Origin of the sequence: Limnohabitans sp. JirII-29 (assembly GCF_003063395.1) — a bacterium.
In the GTDB taxonomy this organism is placed as follows: domain Bacteria; phylum Pseudomonadota; class Gammaproteobacteria; order Burkholderiales; family Burkholderiaceae_C; genus Limnohabitans.
Genome location: NZ_NESB01000003.1, coordinates 283,155 through 304,930, shown reverse-complemented (window position 1 = coordinate 304,930; position 21,776 = coordinate 283,155). Strand labels below are relative to the sequence as shown.

19 protein-coding genes are annotated in these 21,776 nt (G+C 55.9%); 12 read left to right on the top strand and 7 right to left on the bottom strand.

What is annotated here, in order from left to right:
- Nucleotides 1–19: 19 nt before the first annotated feature.
- Together B9Z39_RS06540 and B9Z39_RS06535 are read right to left on the bottom strand one after the other, a co-directional pair.
- Nucleotides 20–646 carry a response regulator transcription factor gene (locus B9Z39_RS06540; protein WP_100146711.1) on the bottom strand — a complete coding sequence of 209 codons (627 nt, stop codon included), beginning with the start codon at nt 644–646 and terminating at the stop codon, nt 20–22.
- Nucleotides 643–3,165: a PAS domain-containing sensor histidine kinase gene (locus tag B9Z39_RS06535; protein ID WP_108301108.1), complete on the bottom strand. Its 2,523-nt coding sequence runs from the start codon at nt 3,163–3,165 to the stop codon at nt 643–645. Before B9Z39_RS06535 ends, B9Z39_RS06540 begins: the two co-directional genes overlap by 4 nt.
- Nucleotides 3,166–3,308: 143 nt before the next feature.
- Here B9Z39_RS06535 and aceE point away from each other — a divergent pair, with 143 nt between their 5' ends.
- The 4 genes from aceE (at nt 3,309) to B9Z39_RS06515 (ending at nt 10,338) form a co-directional block, all read left to right on the top strand.
- On the top strand, nt 3,309–6,020 hold the full coding sequence (gene aceE / locus B9Z39_RS06530) for a pyruvate dehydrogenase (acetyl-transferring), homodimeric type (protein WP_100146710.1): 2,712 nt from the start codon (nt 3,309–3,311) through the stop codon (nt 6,018–6,020).
- Nucleotides 6,021–6,090: 70 nt separating this feature from the next.
- Nucleotides 6,091–7,749, top strand: coding sequence for a dihydrolipoyllysine-residue acetyltransferase (gene aceF / locus B9Z39_RS06525; RefSeq protein ID WP_108301107.1), 1,659 nt, complete (start codon nt 6,091–6,093; stop codon nt 7,747–7,749).
- Between the two features lie 59 nt (nt 7,750–7,808).
- The gene (gene lpdA, locus B9Z39_RS06520; protein ID WP_108301106.1) at nt 7,809–9,659 is read left to right on the top strand and encodes a dihydrolipoyl dehydrogenase; all 1,851 of its coding nucleotides are present in this window, start codon (nt 7,809–7,811) and stop codon (nt 9,657–9,659) included.
- Nucleotides 9,660–9,723: 64 nt separating this feature from the next.
- Entirely contained in the window at nt 9,724–10,338 is a 615-nt protein-coding gene (locus tag B9Z39_RS06515; protein ID WP_108301105.1) for a glutathione S-transferase, read from the top strand.
- Nucleotides 10,339–10,356: 18 nt separating this feature from the next.
- Here the strand turns inward: B9Z39_RS06515 and B9Z39_RS06510 are convergent, their stop codons facing one another.
- A complete protein-coding gene (locus B9Z39_RS06510; protein WP_108301104.1) occupies nt 10,357–10,965 on the bottom strand; it encodes an NnrU family protein in 609 nt (202 codons plus the stop codon).
- 130 nt (nt 10,966–11,095) lie between these two features.
- The gene (locus B9Z39_RS06505; protein WP_199221174.1) at nt 11,096–12,226 is read right to left on the bottom strand and encodes an ATP-binding protein; all 1,131 of its coding nucleotides are present in this window, start codon (nt 12,224–12,226) and stop codon (nt 11,096–11,098) included.
- Between the two features lie 251 nt (nt 12,227–12,477).
- On the opposite strand from B9Z39_RS06505, the gene B9Z39_RS06500 reads away from it, so the two are divergent.
- From B9Z39_RS06500 to B9Z39_RS06475, 6 genes are all read left to right on the top strand, one after another.
- Nucleotides 12,478–12,660, top strand: a complete 183-nt coding sequence (locus tag B9Z39_RS06500; protein ID WP_146183291.1) for an ORF6N domain-containing protein — start codon at nt 12,478–12,480, stop codon at nt 12,658–12,660.
- Between the two features lie 281 nt (nt 12,661–12,941).
- Nucleotides 12,942–14,216, top strand: coding sequence for an SIR2 family protein (locus tag B9Z39_RS06495; RefSeq protein ID WP_108301102.1), 1,275 nt, complete (start codon nt 12,942–12,944; stop codon nt 14,214–14,216).
- A 4-nt stretch (nt 14,217–14,220) separates the two neighbouring features.
- Entirely contained in the window at nt 14,221–15,996 is a 1,776-nt protein-coding gene (locus B9Z39_RS06490) for an ATP-binding protein (protein WP_108301101.1), read from the top strand.
- Between the two features lie 9 nt (nt 15,997–16,005).
- Entirely contained in the window at nt 16,006–16,224 is a 219-nt protein-coding gene (locus B9Z39_RS17255; RefSeq protein ID WP_108301100.1) for a KTSC domain-containing protein, read from the top strand.
- 178 nt (nt 16,225–16,402) lie between these two features.
- Nucleotides 16,403–16,963, top strand: coding sequence for a hypothetical protein (locus tag B9Z39_RS06480; RefSeq protein WP_146183290.1), 561 nt, complete (start codon nt 16,403–16,405; stop codon nt 16,961–16,963).
- A 21-nt stretch (nt 16,964–16,984) separates the two neighbouring features.
- Nucleotides 16,985–18,409 (top strand): DUF2130 domain-containing protein, encoded by a 1,425-nt coding sequence (locus B9Z39_RS06475; protein ID WP_108301098.1) that lies wholly within the window; start codon nt 16,985–16,987, stop codon nt 18,407–18,409.
- A gap of 8 nt (nt 18,410–18,417) precedes the next feature.
- On the opposite strand, the gene B9Z39_RS06470 is transcribed toward B9Z39_RS06475, so the two are convergent.
- Nucleotides 18,418–19,311, bottom strand: coding sequence for a hypothetical protein (locus B9Z39_RS06470; protein WP_108301097.1), 894 nt, complete (start codon nt 19,309–19,311; stop codon nt 18,418–18,420).
- A 179-nt stretch (nt 19,312–19,490) separates the two neighbouring features.
- Here B9Z39_RS06470 and B9Z39_RS06465 point away from each other — a divergent pair, with 179 nt between their 5' ends.
- Nucleotides 19,491–19,799, top strand: coding sequence for a type II toxin-antitoxin system Phd/YefM family antitoxin (locus tag B9Z39_RS06465; RefSeq protein ID WP_100148041.1), 309 nt, complete (start codon nt 19,491–19,493; stop codon nt 19,797–19,799).
- Entirely contained in the window at nt 19,792–20,181 is a 390-nt protein-coding gene (locus B9Z39_RS06460; protein ID WP_100148042.1) for a type II toxin-antitoxin system RelE/ParE family toxin, read from the top strand. The genes B9Z39_RS06465 and B9Z39_RS06460 overlap by 8 nt, the downstream gene beginning before the upstream one ends.
- A 38-nt stretch (nt 20,182–20,219) precedes the next feature.
- On the opposite strand, the gene B9Z39_RS06455 is transcribed toward B9Z39_RS06460, so the two are convergent.
- Both B9Z39_RS06455 and ylqF read right to left on the bottom strand, forming a co-directional pair.
- A complete protein-coding gene (locus B9Z39_RS06455; protein WP_100148043.1) occupies nt 20,220–20,813 on the bottom strand; it encodes a 3'-5' exonuclease in 594 nt (197 codons plus the stop codon).
- Nucleotides 20,810–21,742 carry a ribosome biogenesis GTPase YlqF gene (gene ylqF, locus B9Z39_RS06450; RefSeq protein WP_108301096.1) on the bottom strand — a complete coding sequence of 311 codons (933 nt, stop codon included), beginning with the start codon at nt 21,740–21,742 and terminating at the stop codon, nt 20,810–20,812. Before ylqF ends, B9Z39_RS06455 begins: the two co-directional genes overlap by 4 nt.
- Nucleotides 21,743–21,776 lie beyond the last annotated feature (34 nt).

Below are 21,776 nucleotides of genomic sequence, written 5' to 3'. Positions count from 1 at the left end.
TACGTGAAAGGCCGGGGACTCAGGCTTTGGCGGCAGTTTGACCCAAGGCCGTTTTCAGCAAGTCGGCCACGGTGTTGGCATTGAGCTTTTCCATGATGTTGGCGCGGTGCGCTTCCACCGTTTTGATGCTGATGCCCAGGTCGTCCGCGATTTGCTTGTTCAGGCGTCCGGCCACGATGCGCTCTAGCACTTGGGCTTCACGTCCGGTCAGCTTGGCCATCAAGGCATCACGGCTGGCCGCTTGCTGGAAGTCGGCAAAGGCATCTTTGGCGTGCTCCAGCATGCGCTCGACCAAGCTGACGAGCTCGTCTTCTTTGAAGGGCTTTTGGATGAAGTCCATGGCCCCTTTTTTCATGGTGTTCACAGCCATGGGCACATCGCCGTGGCCGGTGATGAACACAATGGGCAAAGGAGATTTGCGCTCGATCAGTTTGTCTTGTAGTTCCAGGCCTGTCATGCCACCCATGCGGATGTCCACAATCAAGCAGGCCACTTCACGCGCGTCATAGCGGCTCAAAAAAGTTTCAGCGGAATCAAAGCAGCGGACGCGGTAGTCCTTGCCCTCTAACAACCATTGCAACGAATCGCGCACAGCCTCGTCATCATCAACGACGTAGACCGTACCTTTTTTGGGAATCAAACTCATGCAGATGCTCCGACGGTACGGGCCGGTATCCAGAAGGAAAAGCGGCAGCCCGTAATTTCGTTCGCATTGTAGAGGTTCTCAGCTTTCATCCTGCCCTGGTGAGATTCGACGATGCTGCGGCACAAATTCAGGCCAATGCCCATACCTTCCGGTTTGGTCGAGAAGAAGGCTTCAAACAAGCGCTCCATCACTTCAGGGGCGAGGCCGCGCCCAGTGTCACTGACCGAAAACTCCACCACGGGTTGTCCTTCTTCGACACGGGGCACCACTTTGAGTTCCACATTGCGTCCAGGCATCGGGCGCTGGGCCAGGTCCACCGATTCGGCGGCGTTCTTCATCAAATTGACCAGCACTTGTTCAATCAAGATGGGATCGACGTGGAGTTTGGGCAACCGGGCCGCCACCACCTGGGTCAGACGAACCTGGCGACGGCGCAATTCAATGTCTGCCAATTCAACCGCTTCCGTCACCATGTGCGCCACATCCGACTCCGTGCGGTTGGGCTCGCTGCGCTTCACAAAGGTGCGGATGCGCTGAATGATCTGCCCCGCGCGTTGCGCCTGATGTGCGGTTTTTTCCAGGGCTTTGAGCAGGTCCTCTTCCGTCAAATTGTTTGACTTGATGCGCGAGACCATGCCGTTGCAGTAATTGTTGATGGCTGTCAGCGGCTGATTCAGTTCATGCGCCACGCTGGACGCCATTTCACCCATGGTGATCAAGCGGCTGGCCGACTGTGCGCGTTCCGCCTGTGCCTGCGATTGTTCCTCTGCTTGGCGGCGCGGGGTGATGTCGGTCGCAATCACCATTTGAGCCAAACGCCCATCGACCCAATTCAGGTAGCGTGAACGCACCTCCAGCCATTTGTTCAGCGAGGGCACATAAATTTCGGCGTTCTCACTGGAGCCTTCGGTCAACTCGTCGGTAGGAAAGCCGACCAACGGGTCATCGGCCTCACCGTTTGCGCTGCCGCTTTCTTCGTGTGGCATTTGCTTAGGCAAGCCTGCCTGAGCAACCAAGCTCAGGTGCCCTTCGCTAGACACCCGGAACCATTGTCGATACAGCTTGTTGGCAAACAGAAGTTCTTGACTGCCTAGCGGTGCCACCGAGACGGACGCGTCCAAGCCTTCCAGCACGGTGGTGAAGCGGTCATGCGACGCTGACAACTGTTCACGAATCCGATTCGGTTCGGTGATGTCGGTCATGGAGGTCATCCAGCCCGTTTGTTGTCCGAGGGCGTCAACCAGTGGAGACACATACAAGCGTGCATCAAACAAATGGCCGTCTTTGCGTTTGACTCGCACTTGAAATCCACTGGATGTGGTGTTGCCCTGTAACTCGAGTTGCAGTTTTTGCTCCAGGCTTACCCGGTCTTGGTCAGGCCAGTAAGGGAAGGGGGGTGTACACCCCACCAACTCATCCTCGGTCCACCCCGTCATTTGGCAAAACGCCGTGTTCACATAAGTGATGCGACCTTTGAGGTCCATGGCGCGCATGCCGGTGAGCACCGAGTTTTCCATGGCGCGACGAAAGTTCGTCTCTGCCACCAAGGCTTGCTGAGCTTGCACACGGCGTCGTGTGTGGCGCCAGGTGCCAATCAACATCCAGGCCGTCATCAAACTCAAGGCGGTCACCAACCAGAACACGCCATTGCCAATCAGGCCTTGCGACGTGCGGTAAGCCCGCGCATGCAAGGTGAGTGCGTAACCCACGGGCGTGACAGGTACTTCGTAGTCGTTGGTGCGGTTGAGCCAAGGCAACACCTCGCTGACCTTGGGGCCCGGCATATTGGCTTGACCTGCTAGCACGGTGTTGTTCACGTCACGCAGAGACACCGCGTATTTGCTCGTGATCTCGTTGGGCACGACGTAGCGAAAAATGCCATCCAACGGGTACTCCGCCAAGATCACACCTTCAAACTTGGTGTGGTTGACGATGGGTACTTGCAACTGCAATTGGCTGACCTGACCCTGCAAGGCGGTGGCTTGCTTGATCGGCTGTGAATAGACCGGCTGTAGCAATGCATGGGCCAAATCAAAGGTGTCTTTGGTTTCGGTTTGCGTCAGCACATCACCTGTTTGGTGAATCATGGCTGGGTTAGCACTTGCGCTGGAGTCGGTGGCACGTACGCGACGGCGTGTGTCGAGCCACGTCAGACTCGATAGCTCGGGGCTTTGGCCTAACAGTGAGTTAGCTTCGCTGACAAACTCTTGTGGATTGGTTTCGCGGTTGGCCACGTCGCGTGCGATGCGCATGATCTGTTCCTGGCGCTCCAGCAATCGCAATCGCAAGCGCTGCTGGGCGTACTCCACGTCGCGGCGAACGATCTCTTGCTCTCGATCGAGTTCTTCGTACTTCAAATACCAAAGTGCCGTGGTGATGGCAACCAAAAACAACACCACAGCAGCCAATGGCCCCATCAATGCGAAACGGTCTTGTTTGCTTGGGCTTTGCTGTCGCCACCATCGGTTCCAGCGGGCGACCAAGGGTTGAAATGGGGTGGATAAACGTTGTTTGAACATGTGCCTTGAGTTTAGCGTGTGCTCCGCGTTTTGATTGTTGAATTTCATAATAAGAAATCAATGACCGCAATTTGAAATTTATATTTTTTATGTGACAATTAGTTACAGTCGATCGAAACAAGTGCCAACACTAGGAGACAAGCATGTCAGCACAACCCAACGACCTGCGCACATTTGCCACGAATGATGCAGACACCCAAGAGACACGTGAATGGATGGACGCTCTGTCCGCTGTCATCAACGCAGAAGGCCCCGAGCGTGCGCACTTCTTGTTGGAACAGTTGCTAGAACATGCGCGCGAGAGCAGCATCGACATGCCGTTCTCAGCCAACACGGGCTACGTCAACACCATCGAACCCAGCCAAGAGGCGCATTGCCCGGGCAACATCGAAATCGAAGAGCGACTTCGCGCTTACATGCGCTGGAACGCCATGGCCATGGTGGTCAAGGCCAACCGCCACAACCCCGAAGACGGCGGCGACTTAGGTGGTCACATCGGTTCGTTTGCCTCTTTGGCCCACATGTTCGGTGCAGGCTTCAACCACTTTTGGCACGCAGAAAACGAAAACCATGGCGGTGACTGCCTGTACATCCAGGGCCATGTGTCGCCCGGCGTTTACGCCCGTGCTTACCTAGAAGGGCGTTTGACCGAAGAGCAATTGCTCAACTTCCGCCAAGAGGTGGACGGCAACGGCCTCTCCAGCTACCCACACCCCAAACTCATGCCTGAGTTTTGGCAGTTCCCCACCGTCTCTATGGGCCTCGGGCCTTTGATGGCCATTTACCAAGCGCGCTTTTTGAAGTACTTGCATGCCCGTGGCATTGCCAACACAGAAAACCGCAAAGTGTGGGTGTTCTGTGGCGACGGTGAAATGGACGAAGTGGAGTCTTTGGGTGCGATTGGTTTGGCCGCTCGCGAAAAGCTCGACAACCTGATCTTTGTGGTGAACTGCAACTTGCAGCGCCTGGACGGCCCCGTGCGTGGCAACGGCAAGATCGTGCAAGAGTTGGAAGGCGAGTTCCGTGGCTCTGGCTGGAACGTGATCAAACTGTTGTGGGGCAGCGAGTGGGACCCGCTCTTGGCGCGCGACAAAGATGGCGCCTTGCGCAAGCTGATGATGGAGACCTTGGACGGCGACTACCAAGCCTTCAAAGCCAACGATGGCGCTTACGTGCGCAAACATTTCTTTGGTCGTGATCCACGCACCCTGGAGATGGTGGCGCACATGAGCGACGACGAAATTTGGAACCTCAAGCGCGGTGGCCACGACCCCCAAAAGGTGTATGCCGCCTACCACCAGGCGGTGAACCACAAAGGCCAACCCACCGTGTTGTTGATCAAAACCGTCAAAGGTTTTGGCATGGGTAAAGCGGGCGAGGGCAAGAACAACGTTCACCAAACCAAGAAGCTCACGGACGAAGACATCAAGTACATGCGTGACCGCTTCAACATTCCGGTCCCCGACAGCGAGTTGTCCAAGATTCCTTTCTACAAGCCCGCTGACGACACGCCTGAAATGCGTTACCTGCACGAACGCCGTAAGGCCTTGGGTGGGTACTTGCCGCACCGCCGCACCAAAGCCGAAGAAAGCTTCACGGTTCCCTCGTTGGACATTTTCAAATCGGTGATGGAGCCCACCGCCGAAGGCCGTGAAATCTCGACCACCCAAGCCTATGTGCGCTTCCTCACGCAGCTGTTGCGTGACCAAGCCCTAGGCCCACGTGTGGTACCAATTTTGGTGGACGAAGCCCGTACCTTTGGTATGGAAGGCTTGTTCCGTCAAATCGGTATTTACAACCCTGCCGGCCAGCAGTACACCCCGGTCGATAAAGACCAGGTCATGTATTACAAGGAAGACGTGGCGGGCCAGATCTTGCAAGAAGGCATCAACGAAGCCGGCGGCATGTCGAGCTGGATTGCAGCGGCCACCAGCTACTCCACCAGTAACCGCATCATGGTGCCGTTCTACGTGTACTACTCGATGTTTGGCTTCCAGCGCATTGGCGACTTGGCCTGGGCAGCTGGCGACATGCAAGCACGTGGCTTCTTGTTGGGCGGCACCTCGGGCCGTACCACCTTGAACGGCGAAGGCTTGCAGCACGAAGACGGTCACAGCCACATCATGGCCAACACCATTCCGAACTGCGTGTCGTATGACCCGACCTTCGCACACGAAGTGGGCATCATCCTGCACCACGGTTTGAAGCGCATGGTCGAGAAGCAAGACAACGTCTTCTACTACCTGACCTTGTTGAACGAGAACTACGCCATGCCAGGCCTCAAGGCTGGTACCGAAGAGCAAATCATCAAAGGCATGTACTTGTTGCAACAAGGTGAAGGCGCCAAGAAAGCGCCTCGCGTCAACCTGTTGGGCTCGGGCACCATCTTGCGCGAATCCATTGCAGCCCGCGACTTGCTGGCCGCCGACTGGGGCGTGGCAGCCAACGTGTGGAGCTGCCCGAGCTTCAACGAATTGACCCGCGACGGTCAAGACGCCGAGCGTTACAACCTGTTGCACCCGACAGACGCACCGAAAGTGCCGTTTGTGACCGCACAGCTCGACCCCTACACCGGGCCAGTGGTGGCATCGACCGACTACATGAAGGCCTATGCCGAGCAAATTCGCCCGTTCATTCCAAAGGGTCGCACCTACAAAGTGTTGGGCACCGATGGTTTTGGCCGCAGCGACTTCCGCAGCAAACTGCGCGAGCACTTTGAAATCAACCGTCACTACATCGTCGTGGCGGCACTCAAGGCGCTGAGCGAAGACGGCACCGTGCCGGTGAGCCAAGTGGCTGAAGCGATCAAAAAGTACGGCATCAAAGTCGACAAAATCAACCCGCTTTACGCTTAATGAATAACTTTGTGGGACTGTCCAAAGCTGCAAGCTTTGCTCTGTCCTCAACATACTAAGTGAGACAAACATGGCATTGGTAGAAGTAAAAGTCCCAGACATTGGGGATTTCGATGAAGTCGCAGTCATTGAACTGCTGGTCAAGGTGGGCGACACCGTCAAGGCTGAGGAGTCCTTGATCACGGTGGAGTCCGACAAGGCCTCGATGGAAATTCCATCCAGCACCGCCGGTGTGGTCAAAGAACTGCGCGTGAAGTTGGGTGACAAGGTCAAAGAAGGCTCGGTGGTCTTGGTGGTGGAGGCTGCAGGTGCTGCCGCAGCCGCCGCAGCCGTGGCGTCGGCACCCGCTGCTGTTGTGCCCGCAGCAGCCGCCGCCCCTGTGGCTGTCGTGGCTCCCGCCGCAGCCCCAACAGCCTCAGGCTTGATTGAAATTCATGTGCCAGATATTGGCGACTTCAAAGATGTGGCCGTCATTGAAGTGTTCGTCAAACCTGGTGACAACATCAAGGTGGAGCAGTCGCTCATCACCGTGGAGTCTGACAAGGCCTCGATGGAAATTCCATCCTCACACGCCGGTGTGCTCAAAGAACTGAAAGTCAAGGTGGGCGACAAAGTCAACATCGGTGACTTGTTGGCCATTTTGGAAGGCAGCGTGACTGTGGCTGCTGCCGCTGTGGCAGCACCTGTTGCGGCTGCGGTCGCCGCTGCGCCCGCTGCCGTCTCTGCGCCCACCGCTGTGGCTGTGGCCGCAGCCGTCGTGGCGGCTCCTGCACATGCACCCGGTGCCTCGACGCTGGGCTTGCCCCATGCCTCGCCTTCGGTGCGCAAGTTTGCGCGTGAACTGGGTGTGCCACTGGAAGAGGTCAAGGGCCAAGGCCCCAAAGGCCGCATCACTCAAGATGACGTGCAAGCGTTCACCAAGGCCGTCATGTCGGGTGCGACACAAACCAAAGCGCAGGCAGCCAAAGCGCCTGCGGGCGGTGGCGATGGTGCTGGTTTGGGCCTCATTCCTTGGCCCAAGGTTGACTTTGCCAAGTTTGGTCCCATCGAGCGCAAAGAGATGGGGCGCATCAAGAAGATCAGCGGAGCCAACCTGTTGCGCAACGCCGTGATGATTCCGGCCGTCACCAACCACGACGACGCGGACATCACCGACCTCGAAGCCTTCCGTGTTTCAACCAACAAAGAAAACGAGAAGTCGGGCGTCAAAGTCACCATGCTGGCTTTCTTGATCAAGGCCTGTGTGGCTGCACTCAAGAAGTACCCTGAATTCAACAGCAGCTTGGATGGTGATGCACTGGTTTACAAAAACTACTGGCACATCGGCTTTGCCGCTGACACGCCCAATGGGCTGATGGTTCCCGTCATCCGCGATTGCGACAAAAAAGGCGTGCTGCAAATCAGCCAAGAAATGTCTGAACTGGCCAAGAAAGCGCGCGAGGGCAAACTCGGCCCCGCCGAAATGACCGGTGCCACGTTCACCATCTCCAGCCTGGGCGGTATTGGTGGCAAGTACTTCACCCCCATCATCAATGCGCCCGAAGTGGCCATCTTGGGCGTGTGCAAGAGCACCATGGAGCCGGTGTGGGACGGCAAGGCTTTCCAGCCCCGTTTGATGTTGCCACTGAGCTTGACCTGGGATCACCGCGTGATCGACGGCGCGGCTGCTGCACGCTTCAATGCCTTTTTGGGCCAAATCCTCAGCGACTTCCGTCGCGTGCTCCTTTAATAACTTGCGGGACAGACCGACGCTGAGCGTCGCTCTGTCCTCAACTGATTGAGAACGATATGGCACTGATTGATATACAAGTTCCAGACATTGGCGACTTCGACGAAGTGGCTGTGATCGAGTTGCTGGTCAAACCCGGCGACACCGTCAAGGCCGAGCAATCGCTCATCACCGTCGAGTCCGACAAAGCTTCGATGGAAATTCCATCGTCACACGCGGGTGTGGTCAAAGAGCTGCGCGTGAAACTCGGTGACAAAGTCAAACAAGGCTCAGTGGTCTTGGTGCTCGAAGGCGAGGGCGCTTCAGCGGCCCCTGCTGCTGCACCCTCGCCCACGCCAACTGCAACAACAGCCGCTGCACCTGTGGCTGCCGTGCCAGCACCCACTGCCTCGTCGTTTGGCGGCTCCGCCGACATCGAGTGCGATGTGCTTGTGCTAGGTGGTGGCCCTGGCGGTTACTCGGCAGCATTTCGTGCCGCAGACTTAGGGCTCAATGTGGTCATCGTTGAGCGCTATGCCACCCTGGGTGGCGTGTGCCTGAACGTGGGTTGCATTCCTTCCAAAGCCCTGTTGCACGTGGCCGCCGTGATGGACGAAGTCAGCCACATGGCAGACCTCGGCGTGGACTTTGGCGCACCGGTGGTCAACATCGACAAGCTGCGCGGCCACAAAGAAAAAGTCATTGGCAAATTGACGGGCGGCCTGGCTGCCATGGCCAAGATGCGCAAGGTCACCACCGTGCGTGGTTACGGCGCATTCGTTGGTGCCAACCACCTGGAAGTGGAAGAAACCAGCGGCACAGCACAAGAAAAAACCGGCACCAAAAAAGTGGTGGCGTTCAAGCGCGCCATCATTGCGGCAGGCTCGCAAGCCGTGCGTCTGCCCTTCATGCCCAACGACCCTCGCGTGGTCGATAGCACGGGTGCCTTGGCCCTCAAAGAAGTGCCCAAGCGCATGCTTATTTTGGGCGGCGGCATCATTGGCCTGGAGATGGGCACGGTTTACAGCACGCTGGGCGCACGCCTGGACGTGGTGGAAATGATGGACGGCCTCATGCAAGGCGCTGACCGCGACTTGGTGAAGATCTGGCAAAAGATGAATGCCAAGCGTTTTGACAACATCATGCTCAAAACCAAGACCGTGTCCGCACGTGCCTTGCCAGAAGGCATTGAAGTCACGTTTGCACCAGCAGAAGAGGGCGAGAACGGAAGCAACGCAAGCGTTGCGGCCCCCGCGCCGCAGGTGTACGACCTCGTGTTGCAAGCCGTGGGACGCACGCCCAATGGCAAGAAGATTGCGGCGGACAAAGCCGGCGTGGCCGTGACCGACCGTGGCTTCATCAACGTCGACATTCAGATGCGCACCAACGTGCCGCACATCTTTGCCATTGGCGACATCGTGGGCCAGCCCATGTTGGCGCACAAGGCCGTGCACGAAGCGCATGTGGCCGCCGAAGTGATTGCCGGTGAATTGCAAGGCAACAAAGAGCTGGCTGCTGCGGCGTTCAACGCCCGCGTCATCCCAAGCGTGGCCTACACCGACCCCGAAGTGGCCTGGGTGGGCTTGACCGAAGACCAAGCCAAAGCGCAAGGCATCAAGGTCAAAAAAGGTCTGTTCCCTTGGACCGCCTCAGGCCGCGCCATTGCCAATGGCCGCGACGAAGGCGTGACCAAACTGCTGTTTGACGATTCTCCTGAGGCCCACGGCCACGGCAAGATCTTGGGCGGCGGCATGGTGGGTACGCACGCCGGCGACATGATTGGCGAAATCGCCCTGGCGATTGAGATGGGCGCAGACGCAGTGGACATCGGCAAAACCATTCACCCACACCCCACGCTGGGCGAAAGCATCGGCATGGCGGCTGAAGTGGCGCATGGGAGTTGCACGGATTTGCCGCCGAGCAAGAAGTAAACCGCTTCACAGTGCAAAAATACAAGCCGCCTCGCTGCAAAGCCAGGCGGCTTTTTCATCACTTATGCCAGCTCCGCTTCTCTACACCTACCGCCGCTGCCCCTACGCCATGCGTGCCCGCATGGCCTTGCTGCAAGCGGGTGTGACTTACCAGACGCATGAGGTGTCGTTGCGCGACAAACCACCCGCCATGCTGGCCGTGTCGCCCAAAGGCACTGTCCCCGTGCTGGTGCTGCCCAATGGCGTGGTCTTGGAGCAAAGTTTGGACATCATGCGCTGGGCTTTTGAGCAAAGTGGCGACCTAGACCATGGGTGGGCGAGGTCGCAAACTCCCACGAATGTGGGCTTACAGCAGGCGTGTGACGGCGACTTCAAATACCACCTCGACCGCTACAAATACCCGCAGCGCTTTGCCGATGCCATGATGCGCGAATATCACTTTCAGCAAGCTGTGGCCGTGCTGCTTGAACCTCTGGAGCAAGAACTGCACATCCAACCGCAGCTGGGCGGAGTCAGCCCCTGTGCGGCAGACATCGGAATCTTTCCCTTTGTGCGTCAGTTCGTCGCCGTTGACCCCGAGTGGTTCGAGGCCTTGCCTCTGCCAGCGGTGAAGGCATGGCTGGCGGGTTGGTTGGGGAGCGGGTTATTTGCCGAGGCGATGAAAAAGCCGGTGCTTTAGCTGAACGAGTCTGCCATCTCAACCCAGCGGCGAAACGCCGACCACCCGAGCATGCAAAACAAACGTGATCAGCCCCCAAAGAACAACGCCAACGCCGACTGTGATGAGCGTGGCAGATGTTTTGGGGAGAGCAGCTTGCGCAGATTCATCTGACACCTGCGCTTGTGCTTCGGCTTGCATACGGTCGCGTGCACGTGCAGATTTGAAGTTCATGACGGACCACGCCAAAAACGCACCGAACAAAATCAGATCAGCCAAATTCCCGTTGGACAACAAATGCGCCAAGGCCCACACCTTGACCGACAGCACCATCGGGTGGCGCAGGCGCACTTTGAAATGGTTGGCAGGGATGTACGCTGCAACCAGCAAGATACTTGCAAACAACATCAGCAACACACTGATATGGCGAGTCGCGATGGGGGGCTGCCAGATGACAACCGGCTCAAGACGCACTTGGGCATAGCCAACGATCAGGGCATAAAAACCCAACAAAGACACCAAAGCGTAGACCCCTTTGAACGGCTTCTCGCCCCAGGCCGCAATGGTTTTGGTTCGCCATCCTTCAGCAAAAATGCGCGTTGAATGCGCGCCCAAAAAAAGAACCAAACCCAAGATCAACCAAGTCATGCAAACTCCTTGTGAAGGACAGAACAGACATTGTCTAGGAATTTGACCTGAAAGCTTCAGTCATGACGGGTCATGTTTTGCGGCCGTTGACTCTCGCCTCCATCAAGTCGCAGCCATCAGGCCTAGGGCCTCAAGCCGCCAAGCCATTCAAAAACTCATCCGCCCGCGCTATGTGTATGTCACCCAGCGAATGGCTGTGCGGCAAGTGGCGCACCACCTGCACCGCTTGCGCTTGGGGCTGCTCGTGGGCAAAGCGCAGCAGGGCGCGGTGGGGTTTGATGTCTGACAGTTTGCATTCCACCAAGTGGGTGAGCTGGCCTTTGTGGCTCAGTGCAAAGTCCACCTCGGCCCCATCTTTGGTGCGGATGTAGTGCAGCCCGGTTTCTTGGCCTTGCACGTCGTGTTGCCACTGCACATGCTTGTGCAAAGCGGTGGCCACCAGGTTTTCAAAGCGCAGGCCGTCGTCGCCCACCACCAGACCGGTGTCGTAAAAGTAAACCTTGGGCGCTTGCAGCACGGCGCGTGCAATGTTGTCGTGAAAAGGGCGCACCACTAAGACGATGTAGAGCGCCTCCAAAATGTCGAGGTACTTTTTGAGCGTGACGGGCGAGACGCTCAGGTCGCGCCCAATGCTGGCCAGCGACAAAGGAGAGCCCACACGCGAGCGCAGCATCTCGGCAAACAGGCGAATGGCGTTGACCTCTTGAATGCGCGAAAACTCCAGCACATCGTTGCGCACCAGGCCATCAAAGTATTGCCTGCGCCAGCGTTCCGCCTGTTCGTTGTCGGTGGCCAAGCATGGTTCGGGAAAGCCGCCACGCTCAAGCAAATGCGTGAGCGCTGCATCGGGCGCGGCCCCGGTTTGCTCGCACCATTCGCGCACAGATATCGGGTGCAGTCGCAGCCCAAAGAAGCGCCCAGCCAACGACTCACCGCTTTGCCGAAAGGTGTCCATGCGGGCGCTGCCGGTGACCAACAACTGCTGGGTGGCGGGTTTGCCATCAACAACGCCTTTGAGCCAGGCTTTCCAGTCGGGCATTTTGTGGATTTCATCCAGCACCAGCAGCGGTGCCAGCGGGTTCCAGCGCTGGTGCAGGACGATGGCCCGGTCTGCTGGCACGTCGTAGTTGAGGTATTGCCCGCCTTGCTGGGTGATGAGCTGGCGGCTGAGCGTGGTTTTACCGACCTGGCGTGGGCCAGTTAGGAACACCATTTTTTGAGCCAGATCGGCTTGCACTCGGTCATCTAAGTAGCGTTTCATGTGGTCATTTTACGACCAAACGAAACTACTTTATTAAAAAGTCGCGACTAATTAATAAAGTGACGTGGTTTAGTCGTAAGGTGCGTCGCCATCCCAACACGTCACCCAAAATTCAAATTTGTGCTGAACTGGGTTTTTTGGTGCCAAATTCAGAATATGCTTGTGTGAACTTTTTTACCAATTATTTTGACTTCTCTGATCACCGCTTTGACTAGAAGAGCGGTTGGCGCGGCGGGGGGTGGAGGGGAATGATGAGTGATCAGCACAACACGGTAATGCTGCCGCGCATTGAGAGCCGTATCCAGGTGATTAGCGGCTTGCGCGTCATGCTGGATGTGGACCTGACTGCGCTGTATGGGGTCGCAAATTGCGACCACCTCCAAAATCTGACCGCTCCACCGGAGCCGCCCATCAAAGTGAGGACGGCACCGTGAGCGCACTGCTAAAAGGCGGCGACCACCACCACCCCGGCGCTGACGACATTCAGGTGATGACCAGGAAGGTCAGTAGAGGCCTTGAGTTCTCCGCGGTGGAGCTACCCGGCGTGGGATATATGAATGCCATGGCGGGAGCCGGGAGGCACCGCCGGTGTTTTATGCGGCGGCTACTCGGACTACCCAGTGGTTGGTCATGGGGGGATGAGGGCTTTGGGAAAAATTGGCTGTCAACATAAAAAGCAAAACGGAAATTCAGATATTCACATGACTGGGAAACTATGAAAAATCATGATCCGCGGGAGCAAGTTCGAGGTCTCCACCAAATCCTAACCTCTGACAAGAAGCGCGTAGGATTTTTGTTTGGCGCAGGTACCTCATTCGCTACAGGACTAAATGAAATTTTTGTCCCCGCCGTCGCAAAAATGACGAGTGATATCGTTCAACAGGTTGCCACACACTCCCCAGCTCATGGTCTTGCGATTGGTGACATCAAGGCTGAGTTAAATGTTGCAGGAATTGCCTTCAACATTGAATCTCTTCTATCAAGCATTGAATCAAAACGCGCTGTCATTGGCTCGGGTACCCTCAACGGCCTCGACTCCAAAGGTTTTTCGGCATTGGCCAAGTTTGTAAAAGAACAAGTAGTCAAACTCGTCTCAATTCATGACCAACTCGCCAACGTAGCAGACCGTAAAAAACTCTCGCACTCCCAGTTTTCCAACTGGATTCAGAAAGCTCGGCGCAGGTTTCCTGCTGAAATTTTTACGACTAACTACGACTACCTCTTTGAAATGGCATTGGAGGGTTCGGGCATACCTTACTTCGACGGGTTTTCAGGCGGTTTTGAACCATTCTTTTGCCCAGAAGCAGTAGAAGACGTTGATGCTTACGCACATCTTGTGAAGCTCTGGAAAATGCACGGATCATTGGGATGGTCATTTCGCAAAGGCGATCAAGCGGTCATTCGTCAGCATAGTCAAGACACCGATGCTGCGAACACTCTGATTTACCCCTCGCACCTCAAGTACAACTCGTCGAAAAAACAGCCCTACGTTGGCCTGATTGATCGACTTTGCACGTTCCTTCAGCAAGACGATGCCGTCCTGATTACGTGCGGCTACTCTTTTGGTGACAGCCACATTAACGAACGGATAGTCACCTCACTAAGACGTGGCGCGAATTCACATGTTGTCGCCCTTTACTTTGATGAAGTCGGCAATTGTTCTTACGGTCTTTCAAATGAAACCAACGTCGTAAGAGTCATGGCCACACAGGAAACGGGAGGGAAAATGTCTGTCTATGGTCGGCGTCACGCAGTAATAGGCGGGCAATTCGGTCGCTGGCGATTGCGCGATGAACCCAAGAAAACTGAATCAACGCGAATAGATCTCTATTTTGACGAAGACGCGGCAGCACTGTCGACAGCGGAAGGGGAGCAGCAAGGCAACGAAATCTGGGAAGGAACTGGGACGTTTCTTTTGCCTGATTTCCGCAAGCTAGCTGGCTTCCTGAACGACTTGTCTTCATCCAATGGCTCGCCGACGGCGCTGTAGATCCATGAAGCACAACCCGACTCATATTGGACAGGTAGAAAGCGTCAGCGGAAACTCTGTAACCATAAAGATGGCGAGCAGCTATCCATCAAATATGCCGATCATTGAAGGCACGGTCTACAGGATTGGTCAAATCGGCTCATTCCTGAAAATTCCATTGGGCTACGCAAATTTATACGGATTGGTTACACAAGCAGGCGTAATGGCAATGCCAGATGCGCTATTGATGGCGTACAAAGAAAACCCTTCTATCGTAGACGGCCACCGTTGGTTACAGATGATTCTTGTGGGCGAGCAAGTCGGCTCAAACTTTGAGCGTGGTGTGCTGCAATCTCCGACTTCTGGCGATCAAGTGCACCTCGTTACCAATGACGACCTGCGCGTTGTGTACGGAGGCTATAACGCGCAATCTTCAATAGTCATCGGAAACCAAAGTGCCTCAGAAGGACTTGAGGCCCAGCTTGATTTGGACAAACTAGTTTCGCGCCATTGCGCAATCCTGGGATCCACAGGAAGCGGCAAGTCAAATGCAGTAAGCATTGTTATGAAGGCTATAGCAGGGAAACCGCTTCCAAGTGCAAGAGTGCTCATGATTGATCCTCACGGTGAGTACTCAAGCTCACTTCGGGGAAAGTGTCGAGTCTTTCGAGTTGGAGCGAATGCCGCAGAAGGAGAGGAAGAACTTTGCGTCCCTTATTGGGCATTGCCATTTAGGGAGCTAATGGCCATATTCCCGGGCAAGTTATCAGACCAAAATGAAGACTATATCCGTGGCAAAGTGCTTAGTTTTAAACGCGCGTCGGCGATCGGGCTCGGTGGTCTTCGGGCTGAGTCAATAACCGCAGATAGTCCCATTCCTTTTTCGATTGCTCAGCTATGGTTTGACTTGGATAACTTTGAACGAACAACGTTTAGAGCGGACCGCATTACCCCCGAGACACTGACAACGGTTGGGGATCCTGCGACTCTCACATCGAACCAATATCCCATCGCTGGCCTTGGCGCTAGCGCTCCCTTTTTGAATCAAAAAGCCAAAGGAATATTGGGATTTCTCGATGGTATGCGATCACGAATTCTCGATCAGAGCTATAGCTTCTTGTTCAAACCCAATGGTTATACGCCTGACCTAAATGGCGTGGTACCTAGCGATTTGCCACTGCTGTACTCCACTTGGTTCGGACATGGATTTCCGATTTCCATCCTAGACCTTTCAGCAATCCCATCTGAAGTAATGCAAACAATTGCCGGATGCATATTGAAGCTAACTTATGACGCACTTTTCTGGGGTCAAAAAACAGTGGTGGGAGGAAAGCTACAACCGCTGTTGATTGTTTTGGATGAAGCACATACCTATTTGAAAGCTGGCGAGGAATCAATTTCATCTCGAACGGTTCAAGCCATTGCAAAAGAGGGGCGCAAATACGGCGTTGGTCTATTACTCGTAACACAACGGCCTTCCGAACTAGATGAAACAGTCCTGAGCCAATGTGGGTCCATCATTGCTTTGAGAATGACCAACTCTCGTGATAAAGGCCATGTTGTGTCCGCAATGCAAGATGAGCTACGCGAAATGGCTGACGTCCTTTCAGGGCTTCGCACGGGCGAGGCAATTGTGAGCGGTGAAGCAGTTCGCATCCCCTCACGTATCAAATTTTTCCAATCGAACAGCTCCACAAAGAGTTCAGATCCGGTCGCATCGAAGCTTTGGGCAAATCCGAGCCCAAACGTTGCCACTTACGAAACCAGTGTTCGAAACTGGCGAAATCAATCGTTCAACTAAGGAGAAAAAATGTCAATGCCAGAAATGCATCAAGTAAGTTCCTCTAACGTCGCGGCAGTTGGGTACGACAGCCAGAATCAATGGGTATACGTTCAATTCTTGGATTCTTCGCTATATGCCTACAAAGGGGTTCCAGAACATGAGTTCGAAAATTTGCGGACGGCGGCTTCCGTTGGGTCCTATCTCAATCGAAATTTTAAAAATGTTTATCCGTATGAACGCGTGTAGGACGTATTGACCACTTACATCCATCTGTCGCCAAAAGATCGGAGCAAGTTGTTCAGTAGAAGATGTCATTTCAAGGTGGCCTATCCATATCTGCCCAGTATCTTCATGACTTGTACAACCTACGTACCTTTCAGTGCCTGCGCCCAACCTGCGGTATGTTGTGAAAAAGGAATCTTTCGTGAATAACGGAATTCATCCGCCCAATCGAATCTTCTACTCATTGAGTATGGCGTTCTGCACAAAGTCTGCTGTACGCTCGATCGACGTGCTGAATGATGTGTTTGAGCATCTTGAAAACTCGGAAACTGAGAATCCCGAAGAAGACATTGACGTTCAGTCTGTGCTGGATGAACTTCAGAACCTGATTGTGCAAGGCGCTGCAGTTGCCAGATATTTCTGGCCAATACGCGAAACTCAGCAAATCCATGCGAGCCGCGCGTCGGCGTTACGCAATGAATTTTCTATCGGCGATGACAATCCGTTGCGCATTTGCAAGCCACTTCGCGACGCAATGGAACACTTTGACGAGCGGCTAGACAAATACTTATCCAAAGGAATCGTCGGGCAAATCTTCCCTCAATATTTCGGCTATGAAGTAAAGAGAGATGGGGTTCCACTGCATTTCTTTCGTGCCTACTTTACTGACTCAGGCACTTTTGAAATGCTTGGGGAACGGTTCGAGATTGAGCCTATCGCGACCGAACTCATCCGACTAAATAATCGGCTCGGCGAAATTTAACGAGAAGAAGCCCCATTCCCCATGCACGAAATCATCTGCCCCCACTGCCACAAAGCCTTCAAGATCGACGAGGCGGGGTATGCCGATATCCTCAAGCAGGTGCGTGATGGCGAGTTCGAGCAGCAGTTGCACGAGCGGCTGGAGTTGGCCGAGCGGGAAAAGCGCGACGCGATTGCTTTGGCCGAGGCCAATGTCACCAATGCGCTGCAAAAAGCAGCGGCTGCCAAAGACACGGAGATTCAGGCGCTGAAAGCCCAGCTCGACGCGGGCGATGTGGCGCGCAAGCTGGCCGTGACGGAGGCTTTGGGCACGGTGAGCAAAGAGCGCGATCAGTTGGCCAACGAGCTGAAGACCGAACAGGAGAGGGCGCGCAACAGCAGCCAAGCGGCAGCCCAGTTGGCCGAGGCCAAGCTGGCTCATGCGTTGCAGGCCGAAGCTGCCAAAAAGGACGCCGAAATTCAGGCGCTGCAAGCCAAGCTGGAGGCCAGCGAGACAGCGCGCCAATTGGCCGTCAATGTGGCCGTGAACGAGGCCGTGGGTGTGGTCGCCCGCGAGCGCGATGACTTGAAAAATGACCTCAACCTCATTGCCGTGAAAAATCAGCTGGAAGAGAAAGCCATCAAGGAGCAATACGCCTTGCAGCTGCGCGACCGTGATGGCGAGATTGCGCGCCTGCGGGACATGAAGGCGCGGCTGTCGACCAAGATGGTGGGTGAAACCCTTGAGCAGCACTGCGAGATCGAGTTCAACCGCATCCGTGCGGCCGCTTTTCAAAGGGCGCATTTTGAGAAAGACAATGACGCCCGCACCGGCAGCAAGGGCGACTACATTTTTCGCGACTCAGACGAGTCGGGTGCCGAGATCGTTTCCATCATGTTTGAGATGAAGAACGAAAGCGACGAAACGGCCACCAAAAAGCGGAACGAAGATTTTCTGAAAGAGCTGGACAAGGACCGCACAGAAAAAGCCTGCGAGTACGCGGTGCTGGTGTCTTTGCTGGAGCCGGAGAGCGAGTTGTACAACAGCGGCATTGTCGATGTCTCGCACCGCTACCCAAAGATGTACGTGGTGCGGCCGCAGTTCTTTGTGCCCCTGATCACGCTGTTGCGCAATGCGGCTTTGAACGCGATGAAGTACAAGTCCGAGCTGGCCCTGGTGCGCTCGCAGAACGTGGACATCACCAAGTTTGAAACCCAGCTGGACGAGTTTAAGACGGCGTTTGGCCGCAATTGGCGCTTGGCCTCTGAGGGTTTTGAAGAAGCCGTCAAGCGCATTGACGAAGCCATCAAGGACTTGGAAAAAACCAAGGAAGCGCTGCACAAGTCGGCCAACAATTTGCGTCTGGCCAACGACAAGGCCGACGACTTGACGATCAAGAAGCTCACCCGGGGCAACCCCACGATGGCGGCCAAGTTTGCAGAGTTGCCGGGGAACACCCCCGACTGAGACGGGGCTCAATGCGCCCCAAGGTAACACCCCTCAGCCCGCACCCCATCCACTTCATCACCTTCCTCATTGCACAGCGCCGCAATCAAGGCCTGGTCCACCACCTGACCGGGTAGCAGCAGCTCTTCATTCGTCCAGCGCTTGACCAAATGGCCATTGGCCACGCCGCCGGTGTGTGGGGCTTGGTAGGCGCGGCGGTGTTGCATGGTGATGCCGCTGTTGGCGTTGGCGATGAAGCGGCTCTCGCCCAAGGCCCAAGGTTCAAAGTAGGCGTTGGCGGCGGCGTCCACTTGGCGAAAGTAGCTGCGTGCACCTTCGGCGTTGAGCTTTTTGCGCACGGTGCGCGTGATGAGGCCTTGCAGGTGGTCGAGTGCCGCATCGTCCATCTGGCTGATGGTGGCCAGGCGCATGTCAATTTCGGCCAATGCAGGCGTGGCGGCCAACTCGGCGGGCAGCACTTGCACCATGGCTTTGACCACATCGCGGTGCGGTGCCACGGCAGTGGCCACGCCGCGTGTTTGCGGCTGAATGGGGCAGCGAATTTCCACAAAGCGGGGCTTCACGGGACCGGTGCAGCCGTCGTGGTGGTAGTACTCGCCTTGGCTCAACCGCCCTTTGCTAGAGCGTCCGCGCACATCGCGGTAGGTGGGGTGTTGGGTGTGCACATTCAGGCAGACCACCAAGCCCGTGGCATCGACCAATTGGTAAAAGGCTTCGCGCCATTCGGGCAAGAGCAGCTTGTCGTGCAGGTAGTCATTGGGTGCAGCTTGTCCTACTTCGCCTTCGATGACCAACACAAAAGGCTTGGGCCGACGCACGCGCCACAAGGCATTGGCAAATTCCAGCACCGAGGTGGTGGTGTCAGGGGGTGTGCCAGCGCTGTGGCCCGCAGTGTGGGACATGGTGAAAATTGTTGGAGGTTGGTGTCTGCATTGAGCTCGAACGCCGAGCACAAGACGGCATCAATTTTAGGACTTCGCGTGGGGTGGCATGTCTTTTTAGCTGATGGACCATTTTGGCTTTTACTGCGCATCAGAATAGAATGCACAGAATTCTGTAACCTCAGTTCAAGGAGTCTGCTATGGGATTTACCGCCAGCGACGTTGTGCCCTTTACCCAAGCGCGCTCAAACCTGTCTGAACTGGCTGACCAGGTCAAAGCCGGCGCAGAGAAGATCATCACCAAGAACGGCGAGAGTTACGTCGCTCTGATTGATGCCGACAGACTCGACTACTACCACCGGCTGGAACGCGAGCGCATTCACCTGCTGTTGATCGACGATGCCAAACGCGGTTTGGCCGACATAGAGGCGGGTCGTACTTTTGAGGCCGATGACGCCATCAGTCAAATTCAGCAACGTCGCAAGGCTGCGGTTGTAGTTCGTGGCTGACCTGCTGTTTAAGGTCGAACTGACCGGGAGTTTTTTAGAACGCCTCAACGATATTGAAGCGTTCTTGGTGCAAGCGGATGCTGGGTTCGCTTTTGATGACTTGCTGGCAGAGATTCGCACCATCGTCATTCCAAATTTGAAACGCTTTCCCCGCATGGGGCGGCGTTATTTGGCAAACCCGCCGCAGTCTGTCGAGGCGTTGGCCCAGCTGGCTGCACTGCCTGCGGGCGCAGCAAACTCGCTGCGAGAGTATCTGCATGGCGACTACTTGATGCTTTATGCGGTCATGGACAACCGAGCAACGGTATACCTTTTGAACATCCGGCACCACCGCCAACTCTCGTTTGACTTTGTGCGGTTATGGCCGTCGTCTCGTGCGTGAGCAAGTTCTCGGGGCGGTCCTGCAACATCACGCCGTCTTCAAAGCCCCAGCGCTTCCCACACCCGAAACGCCGCATACGCATCGTTGGCCGCATAGATGAGCTGCGATTCGCTCAAACGTAGGTTGGCCCAGTTGCTGGTGGCTGCCTTTTTAGACTTTTGAAACCGCTGGTTGAAGAGCACCGCCACTGCGCCTTTGACGCCCATTTCCTTGCGGTAACCCTGTACACGAAAAATCGTGTTCAGTTCCAAAACACCCGCTGGCTCCACACCAAACTTTTGGATGATGCGTTTGCGGTCATCGCCTAAACCAAAACCCGCCTTGGCAATGTCGCTGCGTGCCAGCAAGTCGGCGGCAACAGCACGGCAATCGGGCTCGTGCAGTTGAAACACCCAAGCGCGTTCGCCGGTTGAGAGTTGCAACACATGCGGCCCGTCAGAGGCCTCACCCACCTTGAAGGTCGGTTTGGACTCGGTGTCAAAGCCCCAGGCACGGGCCGTCACCAGCGCGTCGTGCGCAAGTTGGGCCTGCTTGCCGGTGGTGACCAGGGTGATGCGGTCCAGCCCCAGCCGCTCAAAAGGTGGGAGCAGGGCGATGGCTTCTTTGTCGGGGGTGTCGAGGCGCTGGTTCACGGGCGTGGCTTTTTCTTGGGCTTGTTTTTTTCAGTGCCGTCTTTGCGCACCGCACGTTCGGCATCGGCTTGTTTGCCCTCAGTCAGCCATTGGGCAAACTCTTCGGGCGTCTCCAGCGTCACCCGACCCAGCGCGCCAGAGCGGAAATCGTGGATCACGATGTCTGAGGCTTTGGCGGTGTTCACACGACCACCGCTTTGCACCGCGCCGCGCTGGCGGCCAATTGCCTCTAGCAACTGTTCGTCGCTGTGGCTGGGCACATCGTTGACCTTGTAGCGCGCATGCAGCGCCTGTTGGTAGTGAGGGATCAGGTAATTCAGCAGCTCCAGCGCCACTTCTTCTTCGTCGAAGGCGTTCACGCCAATCGCACCGCTGGCCGCTAGGTTGTAGCCGCTTTGCGCCACGATGATGCGTGGCCACAGCACGCCAGGCGTGTCGTACAAGTAAAAGTCGTCGGCCAGTGTGATGCGTTGCTCCAGCTTGGTCACACCGGCTTCGTCACCGGTCTTGGCCGCGCGTTTGCCTTTGAGCGTGTTGATCAAGGTGGATTTGCCCACATTGGGAATGCCGCAAATCAACACCCGCATGGGCTTGACCATGCCGCCGCGGTGGGGCGCGAGTTGTTGGCAAGCGTCCACCAAGGCTTTGGCGGGCGAACTCATGCTGGTGTCTAGGCCAATCGCCTTGACGCCCGGCATGGCGTTGTAATGCGTCAACCACAAGGCGGTGCGTGCCGGGTCGGCCAGGTCTTGTTTGCTCAACACCTTGAGGGCGGGTTTGCCTTTGATCAGCTCGGCCAGCATCGGGTTGGCACTAGAGCCGGGCAGCCGCGCGTCGAGCATTTCAATGACCACGTCAATGTCTTTGATGCGCTCCCCAATCGCTTTGCGCGTGAGGTGCATGTGTCCGGGAAACCATTGAATCGCCATAGAAAGTCGCTGCCGACTGAAAGTAAAAGGTGTC

Coding starts and splice junctions, on each gene's coding strand:
- B9Z39_RS06540 (WP_100146711.1), bottom strand. CDS start 646: ATGAGTTTGATTCCCAAAAAAGGTACGGTCTACGTCGTTGATGATGAC.
- B9Z39_RS06535 (WP_108301108.1), bottom strand. CDS start 3,165: ATGTTCAAACAACGTTTATCCACCCCATTTCAACCCTTGGTCGCCCGC.
- aceE (WP_100146710.1), top strand. CDS start 3,309: ATGTCAGCACAACCCAACGACCTGCGCACATTTGCCACGAATGATGCA.
- aceF (WP_108301107.1), top strand. CDS start 6,091: ATGGCATTGGTAGAAGTAAAAGTCCCAGACATTGGGGATTTCGATGAA.
- lpdA (WP_108301106.1), top strand. CDS start 7,809: ATGGCACTGATTGATATACAAGTTCCAGACATTGGCGACTTCGACGAA.
- B9Z39_RS06515 (WP_108301105.1), top strand. CDS start 9,724: ATGCCAGCTCCGCTTCTCTACACCTACCGCCGCTGCCCCTACGCCATG.
- B9Z39_RS06510 (WP_108301104.1), bottom strand. CDS start 10,965: ATGACTTGGTTGATCTTGGGTTTGGTTCTTTTTTTGGGCGCGCATTCA.
- B9Z39_RS06505 (WP_199221174.1), bottom strand. CDS start 12,226: ATGAAACGCTACTTAGATGACCGAGTGCAAGCCGATCTGGCTCAAAAA.
- B9Z39_RS06500 (WP_146183291.1), top strand. CDS start 12,478: ATGAGTGATCAGCACAACACGGTAATGCTGCCGCGCATTGAGAGCCGT.
- B9Z39_RS06495 (WP_108301102.1), top strand. CDS start 12,942: ATGAAAAATCATGATCCGCGGGAGCAAGTTCGAGGTCTCCACCAAATC.
- B9Z39_RS06490 (WP_108301101.1), top strand. CDS start 14,221: ATGAAGCACAACCCGACTCATATTGGACAGGTAGAAAGCGTCAGCGGA.
- B9Z39_RS17255 (WP_108301100.1), top strand. CDS start 16,006: ATGTCAATGCCAGAAATGCATCAAGTAAGTTCCTCTAACGTCGCGGCA.
- B9Z39_RS06475 (WP_108301098.1), top strand. CDS start 16,985: ATGCACGAAATCATCTGCCCCCACTGCCACAAAGCCTTCAAGATCGAC.
- B9Z39_RS06470 (WP_108301097.1), bottom strand. CDS start 19,311: ATGTCCCACACTGCGGGCCACAGCGCTGGCACACCCCCTGACACCACC.
- B9Z39_RS06465 (WP_100148041.1), top strand. CDS start 19,491: ATGGGATTTACCGCCAGCGACGTTGTGCCCTTTACCCAAGCGCGCTCA.
- ylqF (WP_108301096.1), bottom strand. CDS start 21,742: ATGGCGATTCAATGGTTTCCCGGACACATGCACCTCACGCGCAAAGCG.